The sequence below is a fragment of the Micromonospora sp. NPDC049049 genome, from assembly GCF_040649115.1.
Lineage (GTDB): Bacteria > Actinomycetota > Actinomycetes > Mycobacteriales > Micromonosporaceae > Micromonospora.
In genome coordinates, this window is sequence record NZ_JBEZEX010000010.1 from 114,579 (window position 1) to 137,546 (window position 22,968).

Below are 22,968 nucleotides of genomic sequence, written 5' to 3' on the forward strand. Positions count from 1 at the left end.
GGGACCGGACGATGAGACTCATCGACAGACGTCAGTGTCCGCTCAGGGTCTCGCACCCCACCAATCCCAGCCGCCCCATGCCGCCGCGCTATGACACGCGCCGCGTCACCGGGGGAAGTAGCGGTCCATGGCCTCGGTGCGGAACGTGCCCTTCGGGTCCAGGTCGGCCAGGAGCGCGGCGAAGTCGTCGTAGCGCGGGTAGCGGGCGGACAGCTCGGCCGGGTCGGTGACGAAGACCTTGCCCCAGTGCGGGCGGGGCGCGAAGGGCGCCAGCCGCTCCTCCACGGCGGCCACCACGGGCAGCACCGCCGCGGTGTCGTCGACCCAGGTGAAGTGCAGCACGAAGCTGTCGCGCCGGTAGTTCGGGCTGAGCCACAAATCGTCGGCCGCCACCGTCCGCAGCTCGGACACCAGCAGTACCGGGGCGATCAGGTCCGCCACGTCGTCCAGGGCGGCGAGCGCGTCTGCCGCCGCCGTACGCGCGACGTGATACTCGGACTGCAGCTCGTCGCCGCTGCTCGGGGTGAAGCCGAGCTTGAAGTGCGGCAGCCGTTCGTGCCACGGGCCCGGCTCGCCGAGCTGCGGGGTGCAGTTCTCCGCCGGCATCCCGAGCACCGGGTGCCGAGGCTGGTCGGCAGCCGTGGTGCCCAGCCAGTCCGCCGGGGGTGACGGCTCGTCGGCCACCTGCTTGCGCCACACCTCGCGCAGCCGGGGGGTACGGAAGTCGGTGAAGACACTCACGCTGTACGCCGAGCCGAGCGCCTCGTCCAACGCCGTCCGGTCCAGGTCGAGGCGTACGTACTGGCGCAGCGCGAAGGTCGGCACGACGTCCAGCGTGACGCGGGTGACCAGGCCGAGTGCGCCGAGCCCGACCACCATGCCGGCGAACGTGTCGGTGTCGCGGTCGACCCGCAGCAGGTCACCGTCGGCGGTGACCAGTTCGAGGCCGGCGACCGCGCTGGCCAGGTTGCCGTGGGTCTGACCGGAGCCGTGGGTGGCGGTGGCCACTGCGCCGGCCACCGAGATGTGCGGCAGCGAGGCGAGGTTTTCCAGCGCGTACCCCTGGGTGTGCAGCTGTCGGGCGACGTCGCCGTAGCGCATCGCGCCGCTCACCGTGACCTGCCCGCGCTCGTGGTCCACCTCGACGACCGGGGGCAGCCCGGCGAGGCTGACCAGGTCACCGTCGGTGTCGCCGAGACGGTTGAAGGAGTGCCCGCTGCCCACCGCCCGGATCCGGCTGCTGCCGGCGACGAGCCGGCGCAGCTCGTCGACAGAGGTGGGGCGGTGGAACGCCTTCGCGGCGTACCGCACGTTGCCGGCCCAGTTGCGGCGCGGAACGTCAGTGGTCGACGCGGTGTGCGGTCCCTGCGCGGTCATGTGGCGGTCTCCCGATCGGTGCTCTGCTGGTCGGCCAACGCGGCGACGAGGGCACCCAGAACGGTATCCGTCTCGGACGTGTTGTAGCCACGCTGGGCGATCGGCAGACCAGCCTTGGTGGCGCGTTCGATCTCCCCGCGGGCCGCCTGCCGGGCTGACGTGTCCCCGGACATCAGCGCGTCCTGGCCGCGTCGGATCAACCGGTCGACCCGGTCCATCTGGTAGCCACGCAGACCGATCATGAGCTCCGGTGCCTCGAAGGCGGCGCGGCGCACCGCGAGCAGGTCGACGAACCGGTCGCCGGCATAGCGGGTCAACGCGGCCGACACCTGCTCGGGCTGCTCACGGACCTGGTCGAGGACGAGCAACTCGATGGCCGGGCGACCGTCGGACGGATGGCGCGCCGTCACCAGCTCACGGGGCACACCCTGCACAGGAACCAGCAACAGTCGCGGCGGGCTCGCGTAGCCGTCGCGTCGGGGCGGCTCGTCGAGGACCAGCGTGTCGACCTCGTCCCACCGAATCTCCCGGCGCAGGCCGGGACGCCGGATGCTGAGCCCATCCGAGTGGATCCCGAACCGGAACGGCCGCATCGCGCTGACCAGCGCCACCGCGCCGAGCGCGATCGCCCCCACCGCGATGATCGTCCGTAGCAGGGCGCCGTCGCTGGGATAGACCAACAGAAGCACTCCACCGAGTACGCACACCGAGGCGAGCGCACGGGCCCCCCGATTCCGGCGCAGTTCCACGCTCGGACCCCCGTTTCATGACCGTGGCGTCGGTCCCGACATCTTCCGCCAGACCGGGCACCAGGGACACCGGTCGATCGGGCACGGTTGTTCTCGTCGTCGTCGGGGAACCCTACGCCCATGAGCAGCTACCGTGATCCGGCCGCACGAGGCGACGTCTTCCCCTCCGAGGAGGAGCTGGACCCGACCGGCACCGAGGTCGAGCAGGCCAGCGCGCCGCCGGCCGGCGAGTTTTCGAGCCACCCGTCGCCGACGCCCGGTCCTCGGCCCACACCGACGCCCGCGCCCGCCCCGACTCCGGTGCCGGCACCCGGCCCGCCGCCGCGCGCTCCTGGCGCGCAGTCGATCGTGACGCGTCACCTGGACGGCTCGGTGGAGGTGGTCACCGACCTCGACGGTGACGGCGTCGCCGACGTCGTCCAGATCGACGTGGACGGTGACGGGATCCCGGACATCACCTACGTGGACAGTGACCGCGACGGGCGGCTGGACACCGTGCTGGGCGACCCGAGCGCGGTCGGGACAAACTTCCACCGGGCCTGACCGGCGAGGTCGTCCCACGGCCACCCGGCCGAGTCAGAGCTTCGCCATCACCTCGCCGGCGACCAGCTCCAGGTGCTCCAGGTCGCTGAGGTCCAGCACCTGGAGGTAGAGCCGCTCGCTGCCGATCTCCGCGTACCGGCCGATGGTGTCCAGCACCTCGGCGGGCGTGCCGGCCAGACCGTTGGCCCGCAGCTCGTCCGGATCGCGACCGATGGCGGCAGCGCGGCGGGCCACCTCGGCGTCGTCGCGCCCGCAGCAGAGCACCAGGGCGTTGGACCAGACCATCTCGGCCGGGTCCCGGCCGATCTCGACGCAGGCCGCGCGTACCCGGTCGAACTGCGCCGCGGTGTCCGGCACCGAGGCGAACGGCAGGTTGAACTCGTCCGCGTAGCGGGCGGCCAGCCGAGGGGTGCGCTTCGGGCCCGTACCGCCGAGCAGGATCGGAGGACGGGGCTGCTGCACGGGCTTTGGCAGGGCCGACGAGTTCCGGACCGGGTAGTACCGGCCGTCGTGGTCGAACCGCTCCCCCGGCGGCGTGGCCCAGAGCCCGGTGATGACGGCGAGCTGCTCCTCCAGCCGGTCGAACCGCTCGCCGAGCGGCGGGAACGCGATGCCGTACGCGCTGTGCTCCTCGGCGTACCAGCCGCTGCCGATGCCCAGCTCCACCCGGCCGCCGCTCATCTGGTCGACCTGCGCCACAGTGATCGCCAGCGGGCCGGGCAGCCGGAAGGTGGCGGCGGTCATGAGCGTGCCGAGCCGGATGCGGCTGGTCTCCCGGGCCAGGCCGGCGAGCGTGGTCCACGCGTCGGTGGGGCCGGGCTCGCCGCTGACGTCACCCATCTTCAGGTAGTGGTCGGACCGGAAGAACGCGCCGTAGCCGGCGTCCTCGGCGCAGCGGGCGACGGCGAGCAACTGGTCGTAGGTGGCACCCTGCTGGGGCTCGGTGAAGATCCGAAGTTCCATGATCCGAGCATAGGGAGCCGATCGGCGGTGGCGCGTCGGGACGACGACCGTCGTCATATGCTTTGACAGTCATATGACGGACGAGGCATATTGGGAAGGTGTCCACCGACGCCTTCACCGTCCTCGCCGAGCCCACCCGGCGCCGGATCCTCGATCAGCTCCGCGACGCCGAACGCAGCGTCGGCGAGCTGGTCGATGGGCTCGGGGTCAGCCAGCCAGCCGTCTCCAAACACCTGCGGGTGCTGCGCGACGCCGGCTTCGTCACCTGCCGGACGGCCGCCCGACAGCGGATCTACCGCCTCGACCCCGGCCCGCTGCGGGTCGTCGACGGCTGGCTCGACCCGTACCGGCGGCTCTGGGCCCGACACCTGGACGCCCTGGAACGGCACCTCGACAGTCAGGAGCAGTGAATGGACCGCGACGCGTTCCGCCCGAGCCCACCCGCCGACGTGCGCGCCGAGCGAAACGACGCTCGCGCGACCCTCGTCTTCGTCCGCGACCTGCGGCATCCGCCAGCCACCGTCTGGGCGGCACTGACCGACCCGGCCCAGCTCGCGCAGTGGGCGCCGTTCCTCGCCGACCGCGATCTCGGCAACGCCGGCGCCGCCGTGCTCACCCTCGTCGACGGCGAGACCACCCAGGAGGACCCGGCGACGGTACGCCGGGCCGAGCCGCCGCACCTGCTGGAGTACACCTGGGGCGACGACCTGCTGCGCTGGGAGCTGAGCCCGCTGGGCAGCGGCACCCGGCTCACCCTGCGGCACACCGTCGCCGACCGGGGCATGCTGCCGATGGTCGCGGCCGGCTGGCACCTCTGCCTCGACGTGGCCGACCGGTTGCTCGACGGCGACCCGGTCGGCCCGATCCGCGGCGCGGAGGCCAAGGACTTCGGCTGGCCCGAGCTGCGCGACGCGTACGCCGAACGGCTCGGTGAGGGCTGACCGGTGCAGTTCCGGCGGCCCCGGAGCCCGGAGCCGCCGGAACCCGGTCAGACGTACGGCCGCTTGGCGTACGCCTCGCGCAGCGCGGTCAACCCGGCCGCCTTCGGCACCAGGGTGCCCCAGCCGGAGTTGAAGTAGTTGGTGCGCACGATCCGTGGCCCGCGCTCGGCGTTGAGCTGGGCGATCGCGGGCGGGACGGTGGCGATCCAGGCGGCCTGGTTCGGAATCTCGGCGACCCTGACGCCCCACTCCGCGATGATCACGGGTCGGGACAGCGCCACCGGGCCGAGATCCGCCACCGCCCAGTCCTTGGTACGCCGAAACCGGGCCAGCGCGGTGTGGCTGGCGTTGGTGCCGTACACGTTCCACTGGAGGTAGTCGAGGCGGGACATCAGCGACTCCGGGTGGGTGCGCTGGAAGCATTCCCGGTCGAAGCCGCCCAACCCCACCGAGAAGGTCGTCCCGGTGGGCAGGGTCCGCGCCTTGAACCACGTCAGGATGTAGTTCATCGCCTGCACCGCGCGAGCGTCCGACTCGGCCCAGGTGTACGCCTTCCCGTCCTCGGTGGTGCCGAACTCGTGATCGGTGTCCAGTTCCGAGGCGAGCTGGATGTTCACCCCGAAACCGAGCGCCCGGTACTGCGACAGGGCGCGGGCGAACAACCCGTCGCACTGCCCCTTGATCACCTGGTTGTACCCGTACGCCCTCGGCCAGGTGGTGCCGGGGCGCTGCTGGATGGTCATCGACGGGGCCGGCACCGTGTAGCTGACGCCGTCCACAGTGATGCTCTGCGGCCCGTAGTTCGGGGCGCCGTAACTCTTCAACTCCAGGACCATGTTCATCTGCACACCGGCCTTACCCAGGTTGACCAGCCAGGGCCGGTTGTAGCCGGGGAAGATGAAACCGTCGGCGAAGCTGCGGTACTGGGTGAGCGACCGGAAGTTGCCGCCGGCCATGTCGGCGGTCGGGTCGGCGCCTCCGGAGAGGTAGTAGCCGCCGAGCACGGGTTGGCTCAGGCTGTAGTCGGCGGCCGCCGTCGCGGTGTTGCCGGCGGCGTCGCGGACCTGGACGGTGACCCTGGGCATCACGCCACCGACCGATACACGGCCACGGAGCCGTTGTCGGAGACCCGGGTCCAGGTACGTCCGGAGTTGTCGGTGACGGTGACTGTGAGCGGGTCGATGACCGCGGTGACCTTGACCGGCGCGCTGCTGTTGCCCTGCGCGTCGGTGACCACGATGGTGACGGTCAGCGGTTTGGTGTCGGCGTCCGAGTAGGTGACGGTCAGCAGCATCTGGTCACCCGGCGCGAAGACGGATGCGTTCAGGGCTGCGGTTGCAGTGGGAGCGGCCATGTCGGGCCCTTTCTTGCTCGGTCGCCGGGCCTCGGCGCGCGGTCGAGCGACGCCGGACCCCGGCGGGGTCCACAGTGCGAAAGGCCGGCGGGGCACGGGGACGGCGGGCACGACCGGCGGACGGCGCTGCCTGACTGCCGATCGTGCTGACGTCCTTGTCCCGATGGGCGGAGGCACCGCTGCGGGCGCCCGCAGGGGTGTCGGTGACAGCCACGGCCTGTCGTACGCGCGATCGGCACGGCAGCTGTGCCGTGACCGCCACGGCTTCGAGGCCGGGCTGGGTGAGGGCGGCACCGGTGCGGACGATGTTGTCCCCACCGGGCCGGAGGATCGGGATGTGGCCCGCCACCCGTCTACCTCCACCTGCCCCAAGGGTGCCCTACCAGGGGATTTACCGTCTTGTCCGAATTGCGACAAGAGCCCGGAAGGCTCGGGAAGGGCTTGGCGCGACGGGTTACTCGGGCGGCGTGCCCCGCACGGCCCAGGCCCGCGCGGTGAGCCGGATCGACCCGTCCGGCTCGATCGGAAGCCGGGTCGCCAGCAACTCCCGCAGCGCGGCCCGGTCGGATTCGGCCAACGTCGCGACGTACCCCGGGGCGGACCCCTGACCGCCGAGGAACGGTGCCCAGTAGTCGGCGAAGTTGGTAAAGGTCGTCGGTACGTCGACCGGCCAGACCGACACGTCCCGCAACCCGGCCCGCTCCCACAGCGTGCGGAGCGCGTCGGGCTGGCACACGGTGGTGCGGTTCCCCTCGTCCCGCTTCGCCGAGGCCGGGTCGAGCTGTGCGGCGGCGGCCCAGAAGTGCCGCATCATCGCCATTCCCTCGGCGTAGTCCCAGACGTAGGCGGCCACCACCCCGGCCGGCCGGACCACCCGGGCGAACTCCGCCACCGCCCGCGCGGGCTCCGGCACGAAATTGAGCGTCAATCCGCTGACGACCACGTCCGCGACGCGATCGGGCAGCGGCAGCGCTTGGGCGTCACCAACATGGAAGGCCGCTCGGGGGTCGGTGACCTGGGTACGCGCGACAGCGACGAAGCCCTCCGACGGGTCGATGCCGGTTATCTCGGCGGGGTCGTTGTGGGTGAGGATCGTCGAGGTCAGTGCTCCGGTGCCGCTGCCCACGTCGAGCCAGTGCCGCTCCGGCGCAACGGCCAACCCGCGCAGGAATTCCACAGCGACCAGGCGGCTCCACCGACCCACGTACGCCTCGTACGCGTCACCGTTCGCCCACACCGGCTGCACCATCCCGAAAAGATACGACAGGTCAGGGCCGTCGATGCTGGCGTTCAGTCGAGGTGATCGGCGGGGGCGGTCTGGAGCAGCCAGGCCAGTGGCATCCGTGCCCGCGTCTCGTAGCTGCCGTCCCTGCTCAGCCGGTGGAGGGTGACCGTCTGCGCGCCGTCCCGATCGACGACCCAGTACTGCGGGATCCCCGCCGACGCGTACTCGCGGACCTTGGTCACGGAGTCCATCGCCTCCGAGCCCGGCGAGACGATCTCCACGACGAGTACGACGTCGGCGACAGTGGCCCAGACGCTGCGGGACGGCGGCTTACGCCAGACGCTCACGTCGGGGATGCGGCCACCGTCACCGTCCGGTCCGGAGATGCGCACACCGACCGCCTGAAGCACGTGCTCGGCAGGCCACCCGGCCACGATCAGCCAGGCGAAGAGGCGGCTGGCGATCATGGCGTGTTCCGAATCGGGCGGCGGCATGACCGACAGGACCCCCTCGGGGCTGGTCTCATAGCGGTGACCGTTCGGATCGGCGGCGTTCATCGCCGCCACGTCTGCGAGCGTCACAACGGCGGGCATGTGCATGCCGACAGCCTCAGCGCTCATGGGTCTCATCCTAGGTGACCAGCGGTGCCGAGCACCGCACCCGAAGGCGCGGTGTCCGCGGCGGTGGCGACTGGTCCACCCGATCTGGCATCCTGGTCAAGTGGAACCTCGTTCCGCTAACAATGACACGGGACACTGTTCCGTTTGCCGAGTGACGGAGGTAACGGCGCGTTGGTCGACATCGACGGCGAACCAGGGAGGCCGACCCCGCGGAAGCGGGCCGACGCCCGGCGCAACGAGGCGACACTGCTGGCCGCCGCCGCCTCGGCCTTCGTCACCTCGGGCGTGGACGTGCCCGTACGGGACATCGCCACCCGGGCCGGCGTCGGTGTGGGCACCATCTACCGCCACTTTCCGACCCGCGCCGACCTCATCGTCGCCGTCTACCGACACCAGGTCGAGGCGTGCGCGGAGGCCGGGCCGACGCTGTTGGCGGAGAGCGACACACCGCACGCCGCCCTCGCCCAGTGGATCAATATCTTCGTCGACTTCCTGGTCACCAAGCACGGCCTCGCCGAGGCGCTACAGTCCGACAACGCGGCCTTCGAGGCGCTGCACGCCTACTTCCTGGACCGGCTCCTGCCGGTGTGCGCCCAACTGCTCGACGCCGCTGCCGCGGCTGGCGAGATCCGCCCCGACGTGAGGGCCTTTGAGCTGCTGCGCGGTGTCGGCAATCTCTGCATCGGCGCCGGCGAACCTCGCTATGACGCGCGTCGCATGGTCGAACTCCTCGTCGCGGGGCTGCGCCAACACGAGGCCACCGGGCCGCGATAGCTTATTGATCATGGCGAACTGGGAGCTTCGGCCGGCCTCGGCGGCGGACGTCGAGGCGGTGGCCGAGTTGCGGGCGGTGGTACTGCGGGCCGATCTGGAGCGGCTCGGGCGGTACGACGAACAGCGGGTGCGGCAGCGCCTGCGGGACGGTTTCGCACCGGCGTACACCTGGGTCGTCGAGGTGGACGGCGCGTTCGCCGGCTGCGTGGCGCTGCGGCCCGCCGCGGACGCCCACTGGCTGGAGCACTTCTACCTGGCTCCGCGGCTACAGGGCAGTGGCATCGGCACGGCAGTTCTGCGCGAGTTGCTGCGTCGGTGCGACAGCGCCGGCACGCCGGTCCGGCTGAACGTGCTGCGGGGCAGCCCGGCCCGCAGCCTGTACGAGCGGCACGGCTTCACCCTCGACACCGAGGATGCGGTGGACGTGTTCATGGTTCGCGCCCCCAAGGCGATCGCCGCCCAGACTCCAACAGTGTCAATGTAACGTTGACGGATGACGTCGGAGCTGGCCCGGTTGGCGGAGGTCCGCGCCACCCGCGCCTGCCTGGACGAGCAGGAGCTGGAGCTCATCGACCGCGCACGCCACGACGGTGCGACGTGGGCTCAGATCGCGACGGCACTCGGCCTCGGCAGCCGGCAGGCCGCCGAGCAGCGTCGACAACGGCTGGTGGCGGCACGGTGGTCCCGGCGGCAGCAGCTCGACCTCCGGATGCCTCAGCAGATCGCGGCGCTGCGGGCGGCGGTGGCCGACCTGGCCCGGTGGATCGGGGCCGACCAGCGGTGGGACAGCCGATTTCGTCGAGCGGCGCTCGTCCGGAGCACCGTGGACGCCGCGCTGGACGCGGCCCCGGGTTCGCTGCACGCGTTGGCCCTGCACCTCACCACCGATCTCGCCGGAGCGGGTGAGCGACTGCCCGCGCCGGCGCGGACCGCCGCGAGGAAGATCGACGTCGCCCTGTCAACGGTTGATTGACAAGGGCCAGCGGCATTGCCCGCACTCCGCTCAAGCTTGAGGATATGAGTCACCTCGACTCAACTCGGAGTGCTCATGCGTCGCAACGCGGGCCTGTTCGTGGCGATCTCCCTGCTGTCCGGCTTCGGCAGCAGCGCCATGTCCCTGGTCGCCGGCATCTGGATCCTGGACCTCACCGGCTCCACCAGCCTCGCCGCCCTCGCCGGGCTCTGCGTCTACGCCCCGGTGCTCACCGGCCCGTGGTTGGGCGGTCTGCTCGACCGGGCGGCCCGGCGGCCGCTGGTCATCGCCGTCAACCTCATGCTGGCGGCCGCCCTGCTCGCGCTCCTCGCGGTGCGCGGGCCGGGGCAGACATGGCTCATCTTCGCCGTCGCGTGCGCCTACGGCGTCAGCTACGTGCTGATCGACGCCGGCGAGACGGCGTTGCTGCCGTCGGCACTCGCGCCGGCCGAACTCGGTGACGTCAACGGGTGGCGCTCCAGCGCGCAGGAGGGCATGAAGCTCGTCGCTCCCCTGGCCGGGGCCGGCCTCTACGGGTGGCGCGGCGGCCACGCGGTCGCCGTCCTCAGCGCCGCCATGCCGGTCCTGGTCGCCACCCTGTACGCGCTCCTTCGCCTCAACGGTGCGCCCACCGGCCGGCCCCCCGAACGCGGCGACGGCCCACGTGCCGGAATGGTGGTCCTGTTCGGACAGCGAGCGACCCGGCTGGCGGTCGTGCTCGCCGCGGTGTCGATAGCCATGTCCGGCTTCACGACCGCGGGAATCTACGCGATCGTCGTGACCGAGCTACGCCTGCCGACGACGTTCCTCGGTGTGCTGGCCAGCGCGCAGGGCGCGGGTTCCGTTCTCGGTGGCCTGATCGTCGGCCGGCTCATCGCGGCGAGAGGTCCCGTGGCCATCGGTGTCGCCGGAACGGCGCTGTTCGCGGTCGGTTGCCTGACGCGTTGCCTGCCGTGGTGGCCGGCAACTGTCGTCGGGGCGGTGGTGGCCGGCGTCGGGCTGCCCTGGACCCTGGTCGCGGCGGTGACCGCCGTACAGACCCACACGCCGTCAGCGCTGCTGGGACGGGTCTCCGCGACGGCCAACACCGCGATGTTCGGACCGCTCGTCGTGGCGATTCCGCTCGGCTCCGCGGCCGTCCACCTCGGTGCCCGCCCGCCGCTCATGGCAGCCGCGGCGATCTGCCTGACCGCCGTGGTGATGGCGACGTTCCGCCGCCGGTCGACGCCGTACGACGAGACGCCGACCGCGTCCACACCACGCCGGACGGCTGGGACGGGTCCGGCGAGCCGCTGACCGGGTTCACCCGCGTACCGGATGGGTCGCCTGGAAGGCGAGTCGACGGTCCGCGTCGGCGGCGATCTCATCGAGGATGTCGTCCAGGTCGAGGAAGACCGACCAGCGCTCGCGGCCGGTGGCGTCGGCCAGCCGGTCCACGAGCAGCTCTTCCAGGTCGGTGACCCGCTTTCCCTTCCACACCTTGTCGGCCACGCTGACCAGCAGGTCGTCGACGCCGACGCTGTCCTGGTGCCAGGACGCGTGGTCGCGTGCGAACCGGGCCGACGACTCGCCGACGCCATGCTGGAGCAGCAGCTCGTAACCGGCGGGCTCGTGCGCGGAACCGGGCCCGGACAACTCCTCCGGGTGCCGGACCTTGCCGATGTCATGGGTGGCGGCGCCGAAGAGCACCGCCTCGCGGTCGAACGGGAGTTGCGGGAACCGGTGCGCCATCGCGTCGGCGAGCTGCGCGGCCACGTCGTGCACGGCCCGCAGGTGCGCGGCGAGGCGCGGCGGCGCGTCCAGGACCTCCAGCAGGGCGACGACCTGGTCGGGCAGGTGCCGTAGCGGCGGGTCCGCGGGTGCGGTGAGGGCGCGGCGCAACGGATCGGACGTCACAGCGGCAAGGGTACGACCACCACGCGCGCCGTGCGATCCGTTGATCAAGTGATGAAAAAGAGGTCAGGAACAGCGCTCAAAGCTACTTTTCGTCACTTGATCATGGCGCGAGCGGTGGGACGGGCACCGGGACGGCGGCGCCGCCCGCCCGGATACTGTCTAGCCATGCCGCTCAGCCCGGACGAGGTCGAGGTGTTCGAGCACTCCAGGCCCCGCCTGGAGGCGATCGCCTACCGCCTGCTGGGTTCGGCCAGCGACGCGGAGGACGCCGTTCAGGACACCTTCCTCCGCTGGCAGGGCGCGGACCGGGAACACGTCGAGACGCCCGAGGCGTGGCTGACGAAGGTCCTCACCAACGTGTGCCTCAACCAGCTGACCTCGGCGCGGGCCAGGCGGGAGACCTATGTGGGCACGTGGTTGCCCGAGCCGGTCCTCGGCGGGGACCGGATGCTCGGCCCGCTCGACACCGCCGAGCAGCGCGAGTCCGTCTCGATGGCGGTGCTGACCCTGCTGGAGCGGTTGTCACCCAACGAGCGAGCGGTGTACGTGCTGCGGGAGGCCTTTGGCTACCCGCACGGTGAGATCGCCGAGATCCTCGGCATCACCGAGTCGAACTGCCAGCAGACCTACCGGCGCGCCAAGCAGCACGTCACCGCCGAACGGGCCCGCGCGGAGGTCGACCGCGCCACCGCCCGGAAGGTCGTCGCGGAGTTCCTCACGGCGGCCAACAACGGCGAGATCCAGCGGCTGGTGGAGTTGCTGACCGACGGCGCGACGAGCACCGCCGACGGTGGCGGCAAGATCCCGGCCCGGTCCGCGCCGATCGTCGGCGCACTGGCGGTGGCGAAGTTCCTGCGCGGCCTGTTCAAGCCGACCGACGTCAAACGGGACCTGGTGGGTGGCAGCCCAGCCGTACACGTCGCCACCGCCAACGGCGCTCCGGCGGTGGTGGTCGTGATCGACGACCGGGTCATCGGCGTGATGTCGCTGGAGGTGACGCCCGAGGGCGTGGCGGCCATCCACAACCAGGTCAACCCCGACAAGCTCGTCCGCGCCACCCGGCAGTGGTCCGCCTCGGAGCACGAGGAGCCCACCCTCCGCGTCTGGTGATCCAGCTCATAGCCGACTCCTGTCAGGAATCGCGTCGCTGTCCGGTTCAGGAAGCGACCACCACCGAGACAGGAGTGCCACCATGAAGCACCGCATCGTCGTCCTCGGAGCGGGTTACGCCGGAGCCATGGCCGCCGGGCGTCTCGCCAAGCGGCTGCACCCGGACGACACCGAGATCACCCTCGTCAACGCCGACGCGGATTTCGTCGAGCGCGTCCGCATGCACCAGCTCGCCACCGGACAGGACCTCACACCACGCCCACTGAGCAAGGTCTACGCCGGCACCGACGTGACGCTTCGGCAGGCGCGGGTCACCGCCGTCGACGCCGACCGCAGGACCGTCGCGCTCGTCGACGACAACGGCACCGACGAGATCGCGTACGACACGCTGGTCTACGCCCTCGGCAGCGTCACCGCCGACCACGGCGTCCCCGGGGTCGCCGAGCACGCGTACGACATCGCCGGTAGGCCCTCGGCGCTGCGGTTGCGCGACCGCCTCGCCCACCTCGCTGCCGGCGGGACCGTGCTCGTCGTCGGCGGCGGCCTCACCGGCCTCGAAGCGGTCACCGAGATCGCGGAGACCCGGCCGGACCTCGACGTCGCGCTCGCCGCCCGCGGCGGTCTCGGCGACTGGCTCAACGGCAAGGCGCAGCAGCACCTGCGCGGCGTCTGCGACCGGCTCGGCATCACACTGCACGAGCACGCCGACATCACGCGGGTCGAGGCGGACGGTGCTGTCACCCGCGACGGTCGGGAGATCCCGGCCCAGGTGACGGTGTGGACGACCGGCTTCGCCGTGCACCCCATCGCCGCCGCCACGACCCTGGCGGTCGCGCAGACCGGCCAGATCATCGTCGACGCCAGCATGCAGTCGGTCTCACACCCCGAGGTGTACGCGGTGGGCGACGCCGCGATCGCCGAAGGACCGGGCGGCAAGCCACTGCGGATGTCCTGCGCCTCGGGCATCCCGATGGCCTGGCAGGCCGCCGACGCCATCGCCGCGCGCCTGACCGGTCGGGCGAAGTTCCCCAAGGCCCCGCTGCGCTACTTCAACCAGTGCATCAGCCTCGGCCGCCGCGACGGCATCATCCAGTACGTGACCGCCGACGACCGGGCCAGGCCGGCGCAGCTCACCGGGAAGCTGGCGGCCCGGTACAAGGAGTTCGTCTGCGCGGGCGCCGCCTGGAGCATCGCCCACCCGGTCCTGTACCCGGTCCGCCGCCACCGCATCGTCCCGACCCAATCGGAGATCCACACGGCCACCTCGTGAACGGACGTGCAATCGGTGTGGTGCTCGGCGGCATCAGTGGCGTCGAGGTAGGCGGAGTTGCGAGGCCTCGCCGCCAACCGGTCGGCGCTCCGAACTTGCTAGCTGTCGCCGTAGTGATATCGGCAGGCGATGATCTCGACGTCATCCTTGGTGATCCGGTACACCAGCCGGTGTTCACGATCGATCCGGCGGGACCAGAAGCCGGACAGCTCTCCCCGAAGGGGCTCCGGTTTGCCGATGCCTTCGTACCCGTTGCGCATGGCGTCCGCGATGAGGTCATTGATGCGTTTGACCAACTTACGGTCCGTGTGACTGAGGTACTGGCTCCACGCAGTCGCGGTGAAGACCAGTCTCATGCGACGTCTCGCACCGTTGCCGGGTCGATCAGGTCGCGCTCGACCACATCATCGCCCTCCAACTCCGCCATCGATCGGCGCAGAGCGGCGGCGTTGCCCGGGCTACGCAGGAGGTATTCGGTTTCCTTCATCGACTCGTACTCAGCGAGCGGCACGATCACCACCGGCTCGTGGCCTGACCGGGTCACCACCACTTCCTCCGCGTCGTTGATGACACTGTCGAGTTCGGCGGCCAGGTTCTGCCGAAGCTGGGTGAAGTTCACGGTTCGCACGATCACCTCCAGGTGGGTACAGAAAACTGTACCTCGGCCCGACGATGCAAGGTGACAGAAGTCCGGCCGTGTGAGGGCGTTGGGCGGGCCGGAGCCCTGCCGGGCGCCGGCCTGTTCAGAGCTGTTCGGGTCGCTCAGACCGGCCGCGTCTGCTCGACCAGGTGGACCAGCATCAGCGCCGTCCTCTCGTCGGGTTGCACGAGAGCGGTGCGGATCAGGTAGGTGCCACGGGCCAGGTCAACGGTGAGGTGGGTGGTGTGCTCCAACCCGTCACCTGTGTAGGCGGAGTCGAACAACTCGGCTGGCCCGCTGGTCGTCCACGTACCCGCGTCCTTCCAGTCGGCGATCTCGACCGCCCGGGGAACGAGGCGGACAACCTCTGCCTCGGATTCGGCGTACAGCCACCGCACGAAGATCCGCCGGTCCGGCAGGTACGTGGTGGAGGCTGGCTCGTCGGCCAGAACGAGCGCCTGGGCGGCACCGACGTCAAGCACCCCCACGTAACCGTCGACCCGGCAGGCCCGGTCGTAGTCACCCCAGGAGTCATCGTCGTCGTCCGACGCGCCCTTCCACTCGCCGAGCGCGCTCGTCGGCACGACGATGAGCGGCCCGCCGCCCGAGTCGACCCACGGCAGCAGGCTGACCGGCGTGCGCGTACGAGCGAGAACCGAGGCCAGGTCGGTCATGTCGGTCACGATCGCGTCGGCACCGGCGGCGGTGAGGCGTTCGGCCTTGCCGGGTCTGTTGGCGTACCCGATGCAGGCGACACCGGCTGCTCGGGCGGCCTCGACGTCGGTGACCGAGTCACCGACCAGAACAGCGGCACCGGGTGCGACCTTCAGCGCCCGCAGGGCCTGCACAACGGGCGTCGGGTCGGGCTTCAGCAGATCGGGATGCTCGCCCCGCCCGACGACGGCGGCGAAGTAGCGGGCCCGGTCGCGGCGCCCGAGGTAGGCACCGATGGCGGCGGCAGAGTTGTTGCTGACGACAGCGAGGCTTCGCCCGGTCGCCAGGCATGCCCTGACCAGGTCGAAGGCTCCGATGGTGGTCTCCGCGGACGCCGCCGCCTCGACCTCCGCCGATGCCAGGGCCGCACCAACGACGCCCACCAGCTCGGGCGCGAAGGCAGCTGTCGCGCGGAACAGCGCCAGCGGGTCGTCTCCGTCGCGTAACTCGTCGGGCAGGACGACGCCCCGGCTGAGAATCAACTGACGCAGGTCGGCGGCGACGCGCGGCGCGGCCTTGCTCCCGAACAGGCGGCAGATCGGCCCGTCGAAGTCCACGAGTACGGCTTCGGCCCGCTCGGCGATGTCGGCGAGCCGGTCGGCTGGCCGTTCTGCCTCGATCGTCACCACGCGCTCCCGCAGGCCGTCTTCGCCGTCAAGGCTGTCGATCCTAGAGGCCGACGCGGGCCGTGCCGTCCGGGGACGGCTCGGCCCGCCTGCCGTCGCGTCAGGGTGTCACCCGGGTGGCAGGGCTGTCGCCGGGCAGACCTCCTGCGCTGCTGTCGGTCTCCACGGGCGGCAGCGGGGTGGTCCCGAGGACGCCGCCGTCCCTGCCGTACGCGGTGAGAGTGGCCGCCCGGTCCGCTGGTACCCGGGTGGTGCCGGCGTTCGACGCGTCGAGGGTGACAGTGGCCGGGGATGCGCCTTCGATCGTCACCGTGACGCGGGCCGCGTCCGGCGGTGCGATCACCCGCACTTCGCCGGTGGCGGGACGGGCACCGTCCTCGGTCCGGACCCGCCAGCCAATCGGTCGCTGGTCGGCACCCTCGGCCGGTAGCAGCAGCCGTAGGTCGATGTACCAGCCGGTCCGATCGTCGCCGTGCATGGCGTACGCAATCACTCCGCCCCCGGCCGGTTGCACGGTGAGCAGCGCGGCGGCCTGCCCGTCATCGCGGCCCGACCACCGCACCCGCACTGTCGTGCCGCCGACCGGGAGGTGACTGTTCTGAAGTGCCGTCTGGACGAAGTTGCGGAGGTTGGTGTCGTCGATCGGCGTACCTCGGACGGGTTGACGAGCGCCGACGAGCAGAGAGTCCATCTCCGGCCCGGTCGGGTAGAGCCCGGCGTACGGGCCGCCGCCCAGACCGCCCTGGAAGAACACCCGGTCGCCGCGGCTGACCCGGACGACGGGTTCGTGCGGCAGGGGCTCGGGCGGCAGTACGCCGAAGCCGACTCCGCCTCCGTCCGCCCGGGCGATGTCCCGGTACTCCACGGTGCCCCTCGACGTGTATCGAGGGTCACCAGTGATCGTCACAGTGGATTCGGGCGGACCGACGGCGACCGCGAACCCGGGCCGGTCGGGGTAGGCCCGCATCAGCGTCATCACCGGGTCGTCGTCACCCTCGCTGTGGCCGCTGTACCGCATCTGCTGGGCACCGGCCCCGGCGGGACCCACGTACCAGACCAGTGCCTCCCTGGTCAGCAGGCCGAACCGCAGCGGCACCGCGACCAGCGCGACCCGGTGGCCCGGCTGGTCACTGCCGTAGATCAGACGGATCCGGTCACTGTCGCCGATCTTCCAGGCACCCACCGGGGCGTCGATTCGCACCGGCGGATCGGCGGTGATCCGCGCCCGTAGCGTGTCCAGCCAAGCCTCATCTCCGGCCAGCGCGCCCCGTGGTGGTGCGTCGAGCAGCGCCGTCGGAGTGGCGGCGACCGCGATACCCGGCGCCCATCCGGGCAACGGAACCACGTTGGTCTGGACCCCGACGAGCGCGACCCCGACCGCGGCGGCCAACGCCGTGCGGATCAGCCGCGTCCGCTGGTGCCGTCGCTCCCGGCCGGCGAACCCGGGCCAGGGATCCTCGGGTACGTCGACGCCGTGCGCGGCCTGCCGCAGCGCGGGACCGAGCGTCGAATTGGCGAAGCTTCCGGTCATGCCAGTTCCTCCTCGAGCCGTGCCGGGGACTGCGCGGCGGGTGGGACGAAGTCGCTGCGCAGTCGGGCCAACCCGCGCGACGCCTGGCTCTTTACCGCGCCGACGGAGCAGCCGAGGACCTTGGCGGTGTCCGCCTCGCTGAGATCCTCGAAGTAGCGCAGCACCAGCACCGCCTGCGTCCTGGGCGGTAATCGCCGTAACGCGGCGAGGAGAAGTTGCCGCTGCTCCACCTGCGCGTACGCGTCGTGAGTCGGCTGGCTGTCGGAGGTCAGCAGCGGCACCTCCAACGGCCGCCGTCGACGTCGCCAGGAGATCGCCGTGTTCACCATCGCCCGACGTACGTAGACCTCGGGCGCGTCCCGGCGCAGCACCCGCCCCCAGCGCCGATGGGTCTTCTCCAACGCCGACTGCGTCAGGTCCTCGGCTGTCCCCCGGTCACCGGTCAGCAGGTAGGCCGTTCGAAGCAGCGATCCCCACTGTCGTTGGACGAACAGCCGGAACTCTTCGTCGTCCTCGTGCCGACTCACGCCACCTCCAGGTCGCGTCCACCTCGCGTCTGAGTGCGGACGCAGGGTGAGACGCCACCGGCGGTCTCCAGGGTTGAGTGGAGGACTGCACGGGGGCGTCGTAGTCGACGGGCTCAGTCCCCCGGCTGTTGACCCACGGAAGGCCCATCAGACGCGGCCTGGCGCTCGGCCTGCCAGATGGCGTGGCCTTTGAGCAGGTATCCGACCCAGTAGATCGCGAAGAGGATCAGGAAGCACGCGAAGAACACTCCCGAGATGATGCTCGCGAGAATGAGCGCTCCCTCGCCGTCGCTCAGCCCGTAGATCGCGAAGCTGAAGACGCCCAGGACGAAGAAGAGGACCATGTAGAGCGGCAGTGTCGAGCTGTCTGTCGGGTGGGAATCCCGAGGCGGCCACGGCACGCGAGGGTCGCTGCTGATCATCTCGTGAGTATGAGCGGCCCGCTCAAGCGCGGAACCCCGCTCCGCGTCGACCGGGGAGGTCGGGCGGAGCGGGACCGTGGACGGCCTACCGGTCAGAACCCGCCCCACTGACGAGCCGAGCACTTCCAGGTCTTCCCGTTGTCCTGCGAGACGCAGAACACGAGGATCTTGCCGAGGATCGGCAGGTTGAGGGTGAAGAGGTGACCCTTGGTCTTCGCGTACACGACGCCGGACTTCTCGGCGACGTCGGCAAGCGCCCACTCCGGGTCCGGTCGGTCCACTGTCGCCACCCGGCGCAAGGACGTGATGTCCCTGCCGTCGAGGAGCGTCCTGATCTCGTCCGCCGACGGCTCGCCGTCGCCGATGAGCGTCTGCACGCCGGACGGGCCGTCGACGGCGACACCATTCGCCTTCTCGAAGGCCGCCTTCGTCCCTCCGACCGTGGTACCGCCGGCCAGGTCGAGGGTGAGGATCAGCTCCCCGGTCCGGCGCGACAGCAGGCATTCCCAGACGGACTTGCCGGACGCGACGCACATGGTCAGGCACCACTCCCGGCCGCCGGAGGTGGACGAGGCGAAGAGCAGGGACGTCGCCGTCCCGCCGTCGCCAGTGCCGTCGTACGTGCCGTCGGCGAGGTCGGCCATTGTCGTGCCGAGCACCTCCCGGCTGCCCGGGATCGTGCCGACGACCTTGACGCCGTCGACCTCCTTGCCGGCGGCGAGCGCCGCGAGTTGGTCGCTGGTGAGGGTCCGCCCGCCGGTGTCGACGGCCAGCACCTTGTCCAGGTCGCCGACGGGCCGGCCGGTCAGGTCCTCCAGTTGTCGAAGCATCGTGCCCGGGGCACCGGGGTGGTCGGTGATCGTCGTCCGGGCCTCCCCCTCGGCGGCCTGCGACGGGGCGTACGAAGCCGTCAGTCCGACGATCAGGGCGGCCGTGACGATGGTGGCGCGCCTGGTGATGTCCCGCAGAGTTGTCATGCTGTCCTCATTTCCGTGATCGGGGTCGGACGGGCTACCAGCGACACGTCACGATGTCGCCAGTGGTGTTGGGAGACCCCCACTCGCAGTGGTCGTCGATCCACTCGCCGATCTCGCCGATCGTGTCCACGATCCAGGCGAACACCGACTTGATCGCACCCCACAGGCTGAAATAGACGACGGTCGTCTCGGGTGTCCCGCCGGCCTCGTCGATGACGTCCTTCGTCGACATGGCGGCGTCGGGCTTCTCGATGATGTCCAGCACCCGCACTCCGGTGTCGTCCTTGCCGGCCAGCAGCGCCTCGATCTGCTCCGGGGTCCGCTCCTTGCCGTCGTCGACCGCCACTATCGCGCGGTCGACGAACACCTCCCGGCTGCCGCTGACGGCCTGGGCGATGCCGGCGATCTCGCCCACTGTGAGGTCGTTGCCGAGCGCGGGGCCGGTGAAGCGTCGAACGGACACGGCACCGGACGGCTCGACCTCGACTTCGTCGGCCGTGATCATGTCGTCCGCTCCGAAGGGCGCCCAGGCGAACGTCCACTTCCCGCCGACGCAGCGGAACGGGCCGTACTCCCGGCCCTCGGGCGCGGTCTCGGTGCGGAGGACCTTGCCGCTCTCGTCGACGTGCTGGACCACGCAGTCGGCGCCCTTGCTCGGCGGCTTGTCGGTCTGGGCGACGGCGGCGGACGACATGGCCAGCACCGTCGCGCTGACCACCCCGATCACCGCGAGGCGGTGTGCCAAACGACTCATCGAACGCTCCGTTCCTCATGCGGAAGAGACTGGTGTCCGAAGAGTGCCGGGCGGCGCTGAAGCGGCCCGGAAACGGCGCAGAAAGCGGGGGTACGTCAGCGCAGCCGGGTGGCGTCGAGCTGTTCGAGGTCGGCGCGGATCGAGTCGGCGTCGGCATCGCCGAGCTCGTCGAGAATGGTCAGGGCTCGCCGCCACGCGGCACGGGTGGCGGGGACGTCGCCGAGCGCCAGGTGGCTGCCGCCGAGATTGACGTACGTGCCCGCCTCGGCGTACCTGTCGTTGACCTGCGTGAAGAGTTCGAGTGCGTGCTCGTAACAGGCGATGGCCCGCCGATCGTCGCCGAGCTGGTGGTGGGCGTGGCCGAGGCTGTCCCAGGTGTCGGCCTGCCCCTGTACGTCGTCCACCTCCTGCAACATGCGCAGCGCCTGGCCGCACGATTCGAGGGCACTGTGGTAGTTGCCGAGCAGCGATTCCTGCCAACCGACCGCGTTGAGGGTGTACCCCTGCCCGGCCCGGTTTCCGGCCCTTCGAAACAGGGTCAGCGCCCGCCGGGAATGGTGCAGCGCCTGCTGGTGCTGCCCCTGCCGCTCGGCCAGTTGACCAAGGTTCAGGCAGGTGTGGGCCCGTCCGGCGTCGTCGCCGACGTCGGTGAACAGGTCGAGTGCGCGCCGCAGGTGGTCGTCGGCCTCGTCGTACCGTCGGAGCCGGGAGCAGGCGAGACCGAGGCTGCGGTGCGCGTGGCCCTGCCCCGCCTGGTCCCCGATGCGGGACGCGGCGGCCAGAGCGATCTGCTGCGTGCCGAGCCAGTCCTGCCAGTGCCCCTGCCGGTGCAGAAAGCCGGCCATGGTCCAGGCGAGCTGCCAGGCGTGTCCCTCGAACCCGGACCGCGCCGCGAGCGGCACGGCCGCGAGCAGGACGGGGACCTCAGTGGCGAACCACGCCGAGGCGGCCGATCGGCTCCTGGGGCGTTCCGGCGTCACACCCGCCCGGGGTGGCGGGAGGCTGATCGCGCTGAAGTGCGGGTGCAGTGCCAGGTCGGCGGCGTGAGCGGTGTGCAGGCAGTGGTCGAGCAGCCGGTGGATGGCGGCCCGACGCTCGGCCGGCGGCTCGGCCTCCTCGGCCAGGTCGGCGGCGTACGCGCGCAGCAGGTCGTGGAACGCGTAGCGCCCGTACGTGTGCTCGGTGAAGAGGTTCGCCCGGGTCAGCTCGGTGAGCAGAGGGCCGGTCGCCTGCCCGTCGACGCCGGCCAGACTGGCCACGGCCGGGGCGGAGACGTCCGGGCCGGGATGCAGGCTCAGCAGCCGGAACAGCCGGGCCGCGGCCGGGCTGAGCGTCCGGCACGACCAGGAGAAGACCGCCCGTACGTCGGTGGCCTCGTCACCTGCGCGGAAGGCGTCCAGGTCGCCCAGCTCGCCGGCGACGGCGGCCAACGAGAAGCGCCGGTTGGTGGCGGCTCTGGCGGCCACGATGGCCAGGGCGATGGGCAGCCGCGCGCACCGGTCGGCGATGGTGTCGGCCGCGGCGGGTTCGGCGGCGACCTGGCTCTCCCCCAGCCGGCGGACCAGCATGTCGCGGGCCTCGCCGGGGCTCAGCAGGTCGAGAGGCACCGGTTGGGCGCTTTCGGTGACGACCAGCGGGATGAGCTGGTCGCGGCTGGTGACGATGGCGAGGCAGTCCGGTGAGCCGGGCAGCAACGGCCGGACCTGCTCCGCGTCGCGGGCGTTGTCCAGCACCACCAGCAGTCGCTTGCCCGCCACCGTCGTGCGGTACAAGCTCGCCATCGAGTCCAGGTCGCGGGGCATCCGGGCCACCGGAACGCCGAGCGCCTCCAGGAAACCGTGCAGCGCCCGCACCGGTTCGGTTGGTGTGGCCGCCGGGTCGAAGCCGCGCAGGTTGACGTAGAGCTGCCCGTCGGGGAAGCGCTCGGCCGCGCGGTGCGCCCAGTGCACGGCGAGGGCGGTCTTGCCGACGCCGGCCGTCCCGGACACCACGACGGCGCCGCCCCGGTCGATCAGCGCGTCGAGGGCGGCGAGCTCCGCGTCGCGTCCGGTGAACGTGGGTACGGGGGGAGGCAGTTGCGCCGCGACCCGCGTCGGTGCCGCCGGGGCCGGTGCGGCGATGGCGCTGTCCTGGCGCAGGATGGCGCACTCCAGGTCGCGTAGCCGCGGACCGGGGTCGAGGCCGAGGTTCTCCCGCAGGTTGTCGCGCAACCGCCGGTACGTGGCGACCGCCTCGCCCTGCCGGCCGTCGCGGTACAGGGCGAGCATCAGCTGCGCGTGCAGGTGCTCGTCGAAGGGGTGTTGTCGGACGAGCCGTTCCAACCCGGGGACGAGGCCGGCGTGCTCACCGACGGACAGCCGGGCCTCGGCGAGCGACCGTTCGGCCTCCAACCGTAGGCGTGCCAGGTGTTCTGCCTGCTCCTCAAGCCAGGCCGCCCCGGCTACGTCGGCCAGCGGTGGGCCCCGCCACAGTGCCACCGCGGCCGTCAGGTGCTTCACCTGCTCGTTGGGGTCCGTCGAGCGCCGGGCCAGCTCGATGAGGCGCTCGGCGGCCTGGACGTCCGTGGAGTCCGGCCCGGTGTCGAGCAGATAGCCGGGCTGGCGCGCCACGATCGATCCGGGCTCACCGAGCACCCCGCGGAGGTAGGACACGTGGCGTTGCAACGTGTTCGCCGCGGTGGCCGGTAGCTGGTCGCCCCAGACCACGTCGACGAGCCGGTCGATGCTGACGACACGGCCCGCGTGCAGCGCCAACGTGGCCAGTACCGCCTTGCGGCGTACACCGTTCACCGCCTGCGGAGCGCCGGCGACGACCACCTCCACCGGCCCGAGCAGCCTGACCCGCACCCCCGTACCAACCATCGAGATCACCGAATCAGGCTAAATCTCCACCCCGGCATGCTCGATCCGTTCGTCGCGCACTGGACACGATCCAGGGGGCACCAGAACCGGACTCCGGGAGCTAGCCTCTAGCGCACTACGG

At 71.2% G+C, this 22,968-nt stretch carries 26 protein-coding genes; 9 read left to right on the top strand and 17 right to left on the bottom strand.

From position 1 onward, the window contains the following. Nucleotides 1–105: 105 nt before the first annotated feature. Entirely contained in the window at nt 106–1,377 is a 1,272-nt protein-coding gene (locus AB0B68_RS13195; RefSeq protein WP_357259984.1) for an FAD-binding protein, read from the bottom strand. Beyond that, entirely contained in the window at nt 1,374–2,057 is a 684-nt protein-coding gene (locus AB0B68_RS13200; RefSeq protein WP_357259987.1) for a hypothetical protein, read from the bottom strand. The genes AB0B68_RS13195 and AB0B68_RS13200 overlap by 4 nt, the downstream gene beginning before the upstream one ends. A gap of 189 nt (nt 2,058–2,246) precedes the next feature. Here AB0B68_RS13200 and AB0B68_RS13205 point away from each other — a divergent pair, with 189 nt between their 5' ends. Then, entirely contained in the window at nt 2,247–2,669 is a 423-nt protein-coding gene (locus AB0B68_RS13205; protein ID WP_357223898.1) for a hypothetical protein, read from the top strand. A gap of 33 nt (nt 2,670–2,702) precedes the next feature. On the opposite strand, the gene AB0B68_RS13210 is transcribed toward AB0B68_RS13205, so the two are convergent. Further along, nucleotides 2,703–3,632: an LLM class F420-dependent oxidoreductase gene (locus AB0B68_RS13210; protein ID WP_357259990.1), complete on the bottom strand. Its 930-nt coding sequence runs from the start codon at nt 3,630–3,632 to the stop codon at nt 2,703–2,705. A 98-nt stretch (nt 3,633–3,730) separates the two neighbouring features. Here AB0B68_RS13210 and AB0B68_RS13215 point away from each other — a divergent pair, with 98 nt between their 5' ends. Together AB0B68_RS13215 and AB0B68_RS13220 are read left to right on the top strand one after the other, a co-directional pair. Beyond that, on the top strand, nt 3,731–4,042 hold the full coding sequence (locus AB0B68_RS13215; protein WP_355009751.1) for a metalloregulator ArsR/SmtB family transcription factor: 312 nt from the start codon (nt 3,731–3,733) through the stop codon (nt 4,040–4,042). Next, entirely contained in the window at nt 4,043–4,573 is a 531-nt protein-coding gene (locus tag AB0B68_RS13220; protein WP_355580151.1) for an SRPBCC family protein, read from the top strand. It begins immediately after the preceding gene. A 47-nt stretch (nt 4,574–4,620) separates the two neighbouring features. On the opposite strand, the gene AB0B68_RS13225 is transcribed toward AB0B68_RS13220, so the two are convergent. The 4 genes from AB0B68_RS13225 to AB0B68_RS13240 form a co-directional block, all read right to left on the bottom strand. Next, complete coding sequence (locus AB0B68_RS13225) at nt 4,621–5,658, bottom strand: hypothetical protein (RefSeq protein WP_357259993.1); 1,038 nt, start codon at nt 5,656–5,658, stop codon at nt 4,621–4,623. Next, entirely contained in the window at nt 5,658–5,927 is a 270-nt protein-coding gene (locus tag AB0B68_RS13230; RefSeq protein WP_124859437.1) for a hypothetical protein, read from the bottom strand. The genes AB0B68_RS13225 and AB0B68_RS13230 overlap by 1 nt, the downstream gene beginning before the upstream one ends. Before the next feature lie 454 nt (nt 5,928–6,381). After that, nucleotides 6,382–7,176, bottom strand: a complete 795-nt coding sequence (locus AB0B68_RS13235) for a methyltransferase domain-containing protein (protein WP_357259996.1) — start codon at nt 7,174–7,176, stop codon at nt 6,382–6,384. Between the two features lie 41 nt (nt 7,177–7,217). After that, entirely contained in the window at nt 7,218–7,772 is a 555-nt protein-coding gene (locus AB0B68_RS13240; RefSeq protein ID WP_357259999.1) for a Uma2 family endonuclease, read from the bottom strand. A gap of 171 nt (nt 7,773–7,943) precedes the next feature. Between AB0B68_RS13240 and AB0B68_RS13245 the strand changes: the two genes are divergently transcribed. From AB0B68_RS13245 to AB0B68_RS13260, 4 genes are all read left to right on the top strand, one after another. Further along, entirely contained in the window at nt 7,944–8,546 is a 603-nt protein-coding gene (locus AB0B68_RS13245; protein ID WP_357260121.1) for a TetR/AcrR family transcriptional regulator, read from the top strand. Nucleotides 8,547–8,556: 10 nt separating this feature from the next. Further along, nucleotides 8,557–9,030, top strand: a complete 474-nt coding sequence (locus tag AB0B68_RS13250) for a GNAT family N-acetyltransferase (RefSeq protein ID WP_357260003.1) — start codon at nt 8,557–8,559, stop codon at nt 9,028–9,030. A gap of 9 nt (nt 9,031–9,039) precedes the next feature. After that, the gene (locus AB0B68_RS13255; protein ID WP_357260006.1) at nt 9,040–9,519 is read left to right on the top strand and encodes a hypothetical protein; all 480 of its coding nucleotides are present in this window, start codon (nt 9,040–9,042) and stop codon (nt 9,517–9,519) included. A gap of 75 nt (nt 9,520–9,594) precedes the next feature. After that, nucleotides 9,595–10,815, top strand: a complete 1,221-nt coding sequence (locus AB0B68_RS13260; RefSeq protein WP_357260009.1) for an MFS transporter — start codon at nt 9,595–9,597, stop codon at nt 10,813–10,815. A 6-nt stretch (nt 10,816–10,821) separates the two neighbouring features. Here the strand turns inward: AB0B68_RS13260 and AB0B68_RS13265 are convergent, their stop codons facing one another. After that, a complete protein-coding gene (locus AB0B68_RS13265; RefSeq protein WP_357260013.1) occupies nt 10,822–11,415 on the bottom strand; it encodes an HD domain-containing protein in 594 nt (197 codons plus the stop codon). Between the two features lie 165 nt (nt 11,416–11,580). Here AB0B68_RS13265 and AB0B68_RS13270 point away from each other — a divergent pair, with 165 nt between their 5' ends. Both AB0B68_RS13270 and AB0B68_RS13275 read left to right on the top strand, forming a co-directional pair. Beyond that, on the top strand, nt 11,581–12,525 hold the full coding sequence (locus tag AB0B68_RS13270; protein ID WP_357260016.1) for an RNA polymerase sigma-70 factor: 945 nt from the start codon (nt 11,581–11,583) through the stop codon (nt 12,523–12,525). A gap of 82 nt (nt 12,526–12,607) precedes the next feature. Next, the gene (locus AB0B68_RS13275; protein WP_357260019.1) at nt 12,608–13,795 is read left to right on the top strand and encodes an FAD-dependent oxidoreductase; all 1,188 of its coding nucleotides are present in this window, start codon (nt 12,608–12,610) and stop codon (nt 13,793–13,795) included. A 98-nt stretch (nt 13,796–13,893) separates the two neighbouring features. Here the strand turns inward: AB0B68_RS13275 and AB0B68_RS13280 are convergent, their stop codons facing one another. The 9 genes from AB0B68_RS13280 to AB0B68_RS13320 all read right to left on the bottom strand — a co-directional run bounded on the left by AB0B68_RS13280 (nt 13,894) and on the right by AB0B68_RS13320 (nt 22,847). After that, the gene (locus AB0B68_RS13280) at nt 13,894–14,151 is read right to left on the bottom strand and encodes a Txe/YoeB family addiction module toxin (RefSeq protein ID WP_357196057.1); all 258 of its coding nucleotides are present in this window, start codon (nt 14,149–14,151) and stop codon (nt 13,894–13,896) included. Continuing rightward, on the bottom strand, nt 14,148–14,429 hold the full coding sequence (locus AB0B68_RS13285; RefSeq protein ID WP_357196060.1) for a type II toxin-antitoxin system prevent-host-death family antitoxin: 282 nt from the start codon (nt 14,427–14,429) through the stop codon (nt 14,148–14,150). The genes AB0B68_RS13280 and AB0B68_RS13285 overlap by 4 nt, the downstream gene beginning before the upstream one ends. A gap of 128 nt (nt 14,430–14,557) precedes the next feature. Next, nucleotides 14,558–15,775 carry an Imm21 family immunity protein gene (locus AB0B68_RS13290; protein ID WP_357260022.1) on the bottom strand — a complete coding sequence of 406 codons (1,218 nt, stop codon included), beginning with the start codon at nt 15,773–15,775 and terminating at the stop codon, nt 14,558–14,560. A gap of 100 nt (nt 15,776–15,875) precedes the next feature. Continuing rightward, on the bottom strand, nt 15,876–17,306 hold the full coding sequence (locus AB0B68_RS13295; RefSeq protein ID WP_357260025.1) for a hypothetical protein: 1,431 nt from the start codon (nt 17,304–17,306) through the stop codon (nt 15,876–15,878). Further along, nucleotides 17,303–17,833, bottom strand: coding sequence for a SigE family RNA polymerase sigma factor (locus AB0B68_RS13300; RefSeq protein WP_357196069.1), 531 nt, complete (start codon nt 17,831–17,833; stop codon nt 17,303–17,305). The genes AB0B68_RS13295 and AB0B68_RS13300 overlap by 4 nt, the downstream gene beginning before the upstream one ends. Before the next feature lie 113 nt (nt 17,834–17,946). Next, nucleotides 17,947–18,255, bottom strand: coding sequence for a hypothetical protein (locus tag AB0B68_RS13305; RefSeq protein ID WP_357196072.1), 309 nt, complete (start codon nt 18,253–18,255; stop codon nt 17,947–17,949). A gap of 92 nt (nt 18,256–18,347) precedes the next feature. Further along, the gene (locus tag AB0B68_RS13310; RefSeq protein WP_357260029.1) at nt 18,348–19,232 is read right to left on the bottom strand and encodes a hypothetical protein; all 885 of its coding nucleotides are present in this window, start codon (nt 19,230–19,232) and stop codon (nt 18,348–18,350) included. A gap of 34 nt (nt 19,233–19,266) precedes the next feature. Continuing rightward, on the bottom strand, nt 19,267–19,986 hold the full coding sequence (locus tag AB0B68_RS13315; protein WP_357260032.1) for a hypothetical protein: 720 nt from the start codon (nt 19,984–19,986) through the stop codon (nt 19,267–19,269). A 95-nt stretch (nt 19,987–20,081) separates the two neighbouring features. Continuing rightward, nucleotides 20,082–22,847 (bottom strand): BTAD domain-containing putative transcriptional regulator, encoded by a 2,766-nt coding sequence (locus AB0B68_RS13320; protein ID WP_357260124.1) that lies wholly within the window; start codon nt 22,845–22,847, stop codon nt 20,082–20,084. Nucleotides 22,848–22,968 lie beyond the last annotated feature (121 nt).

Excerpts from the sequence above, each read along its gene's own strand:
- AB0B68_RS13230 (WP_124859437.1), bottom strand. The coding sequence starts at position 5,927 with ATGGCCGCTCCCACTGCAACCGCAGCCCTGAACGCATCCGTCTTCGCG.
- AB0B68_RS13260 (WP_357260009.1), top strand. The coding sequence starts at position 9,595 with ATGCGTCGCAACGCGGGCCTGTTCGTGGCGATCTCCCTGCTGTCCGGC.
- AB0B68_RS13205 (WP_357223898.1), top strand. The coding sequence starts at position 2,247 with ATGAGCAGCTACCGTGATCCGGCCGCACGAGGCGACGTCTTCCCCTCC.
- AB0B68_RS13310 (WP_357260029.1), bottom strand. The coding sequence starts at position 19,232 with ATGACAACTCTGCGGGACATCACCAGGCGCGCCACCATCGTCACGGCC.
- AB0B68_RS13220 (WP_355580151.1), top strand. The coding sequence starts at position 4,043 with ATGGACCGCGACGCGTTCCGCCCGAGCCCACCCGCCGACGTGCGCGCC.
- AB0B68_RS13225 (WP_357259993.1), bottom strand. The coding sequence starts at position 5,658 with ATGCCCAGGGTCACCGTCCAGGTCCGCGACGCCGCCGGCAACACCGCG.
- AB0B68_RS13320 (WP_357260124.1), bottom strand. The coding sequence starts at position 22,847 with ATGGTTGGTACGGGGGTGCGGGTCAGGCTGCTCGGGCCGGTGGAGGTG.
- AB0B68_RS13195 (WP_357259984.1), bottom strand. The coding sequence starts at position 1,377 with ATGACCGCGCAGGGACCGCACACCGCGTCGACCACTGACGTTCCGCGC.
- AB0B68_RS13305 (WP_357196072.1), bottom strand. The coding sequence starts at position 18,255 with ATGATCAGCAGCGACCCTCGCGTGCCGTGGCCGCCTCGGGATTCCCAC.
- AB0B68_RS13240 (WP_357259999.1), bottom strand. The coding sequence starts at position 7,772 with ATGAGCGCTGAGGCTGTCGGCATGCACATGCCCGCCGTTGTGACGCTC.
- AB0B68_RS13235 (WP_357259996.1), bottom strand. The coding sequence starts at position 7,176 with ATGGTGCAGCCGGTGTGGGCGAACGGTGACGCGTACGAGGCGTACGTG.
- AB0B68_RS13270 (WP_357260016.1), top strand. The coding sequence starts at position 11,581 with ATGCCGCTCAGCCCGGACGAGGTCGAGGTGTTCGAGCACTCCAGGCCC.
- AB0B68_RS13315 (WP_357260032.1), bottom strand. The coding sequence starts at position 19,986 with ATGAGTCGTTTGGCACACCGCCTCGCGGTGATCGGGGTGGTCAGCGCG.
- AB0B68_RS13250 (WP_357260003.1), top strand. The coding sequence starts at position 8,557 with ATGGCGAACTGGGAGCTTCGGCCGGCCTCGGCGGCGGACGTCGAGGCG.
- AB0B68_RS13280 (WP_357196057.1), bottom strand. The coding sequence starts at position 14,151 with ATGAGACTGGTCTTCACCGCGACTGCGTGGAGCCAGTACCTCAGTCAC.
- AB0B68_RS13210 (WP_357259990.1), bottom strand. The coding sequence starts at position 3,632 with ATGGAACTTCGGATCTTCACCGAGCCCCAGCAGGGTGCCACCTACGAC.
- AB0B68_RS13255 (WP_357260006.1), top strand. The coding sequence starts at position 9,040 with ATGACGTCGGAGCTGGCCCGGTTGGCGGAGGTCCGCGCCACCCGCGCC.
- AB0B68_RS13275 (WP_357260019.1), top strand. The coding sequence starts at position 12,608 with ATGAAGCACCGCATCGTCGTCCTCGGAGCGGGTTACGCCGGAGCCATG.
- AB0B68_RS13295 (WP_357260025.1), bottom strand. The coding sequence starts at position 17,306 with ATGACCGGAAGCTTCGCCAATTCGACGCTCGGTCCCGCGCTGCGGCAG.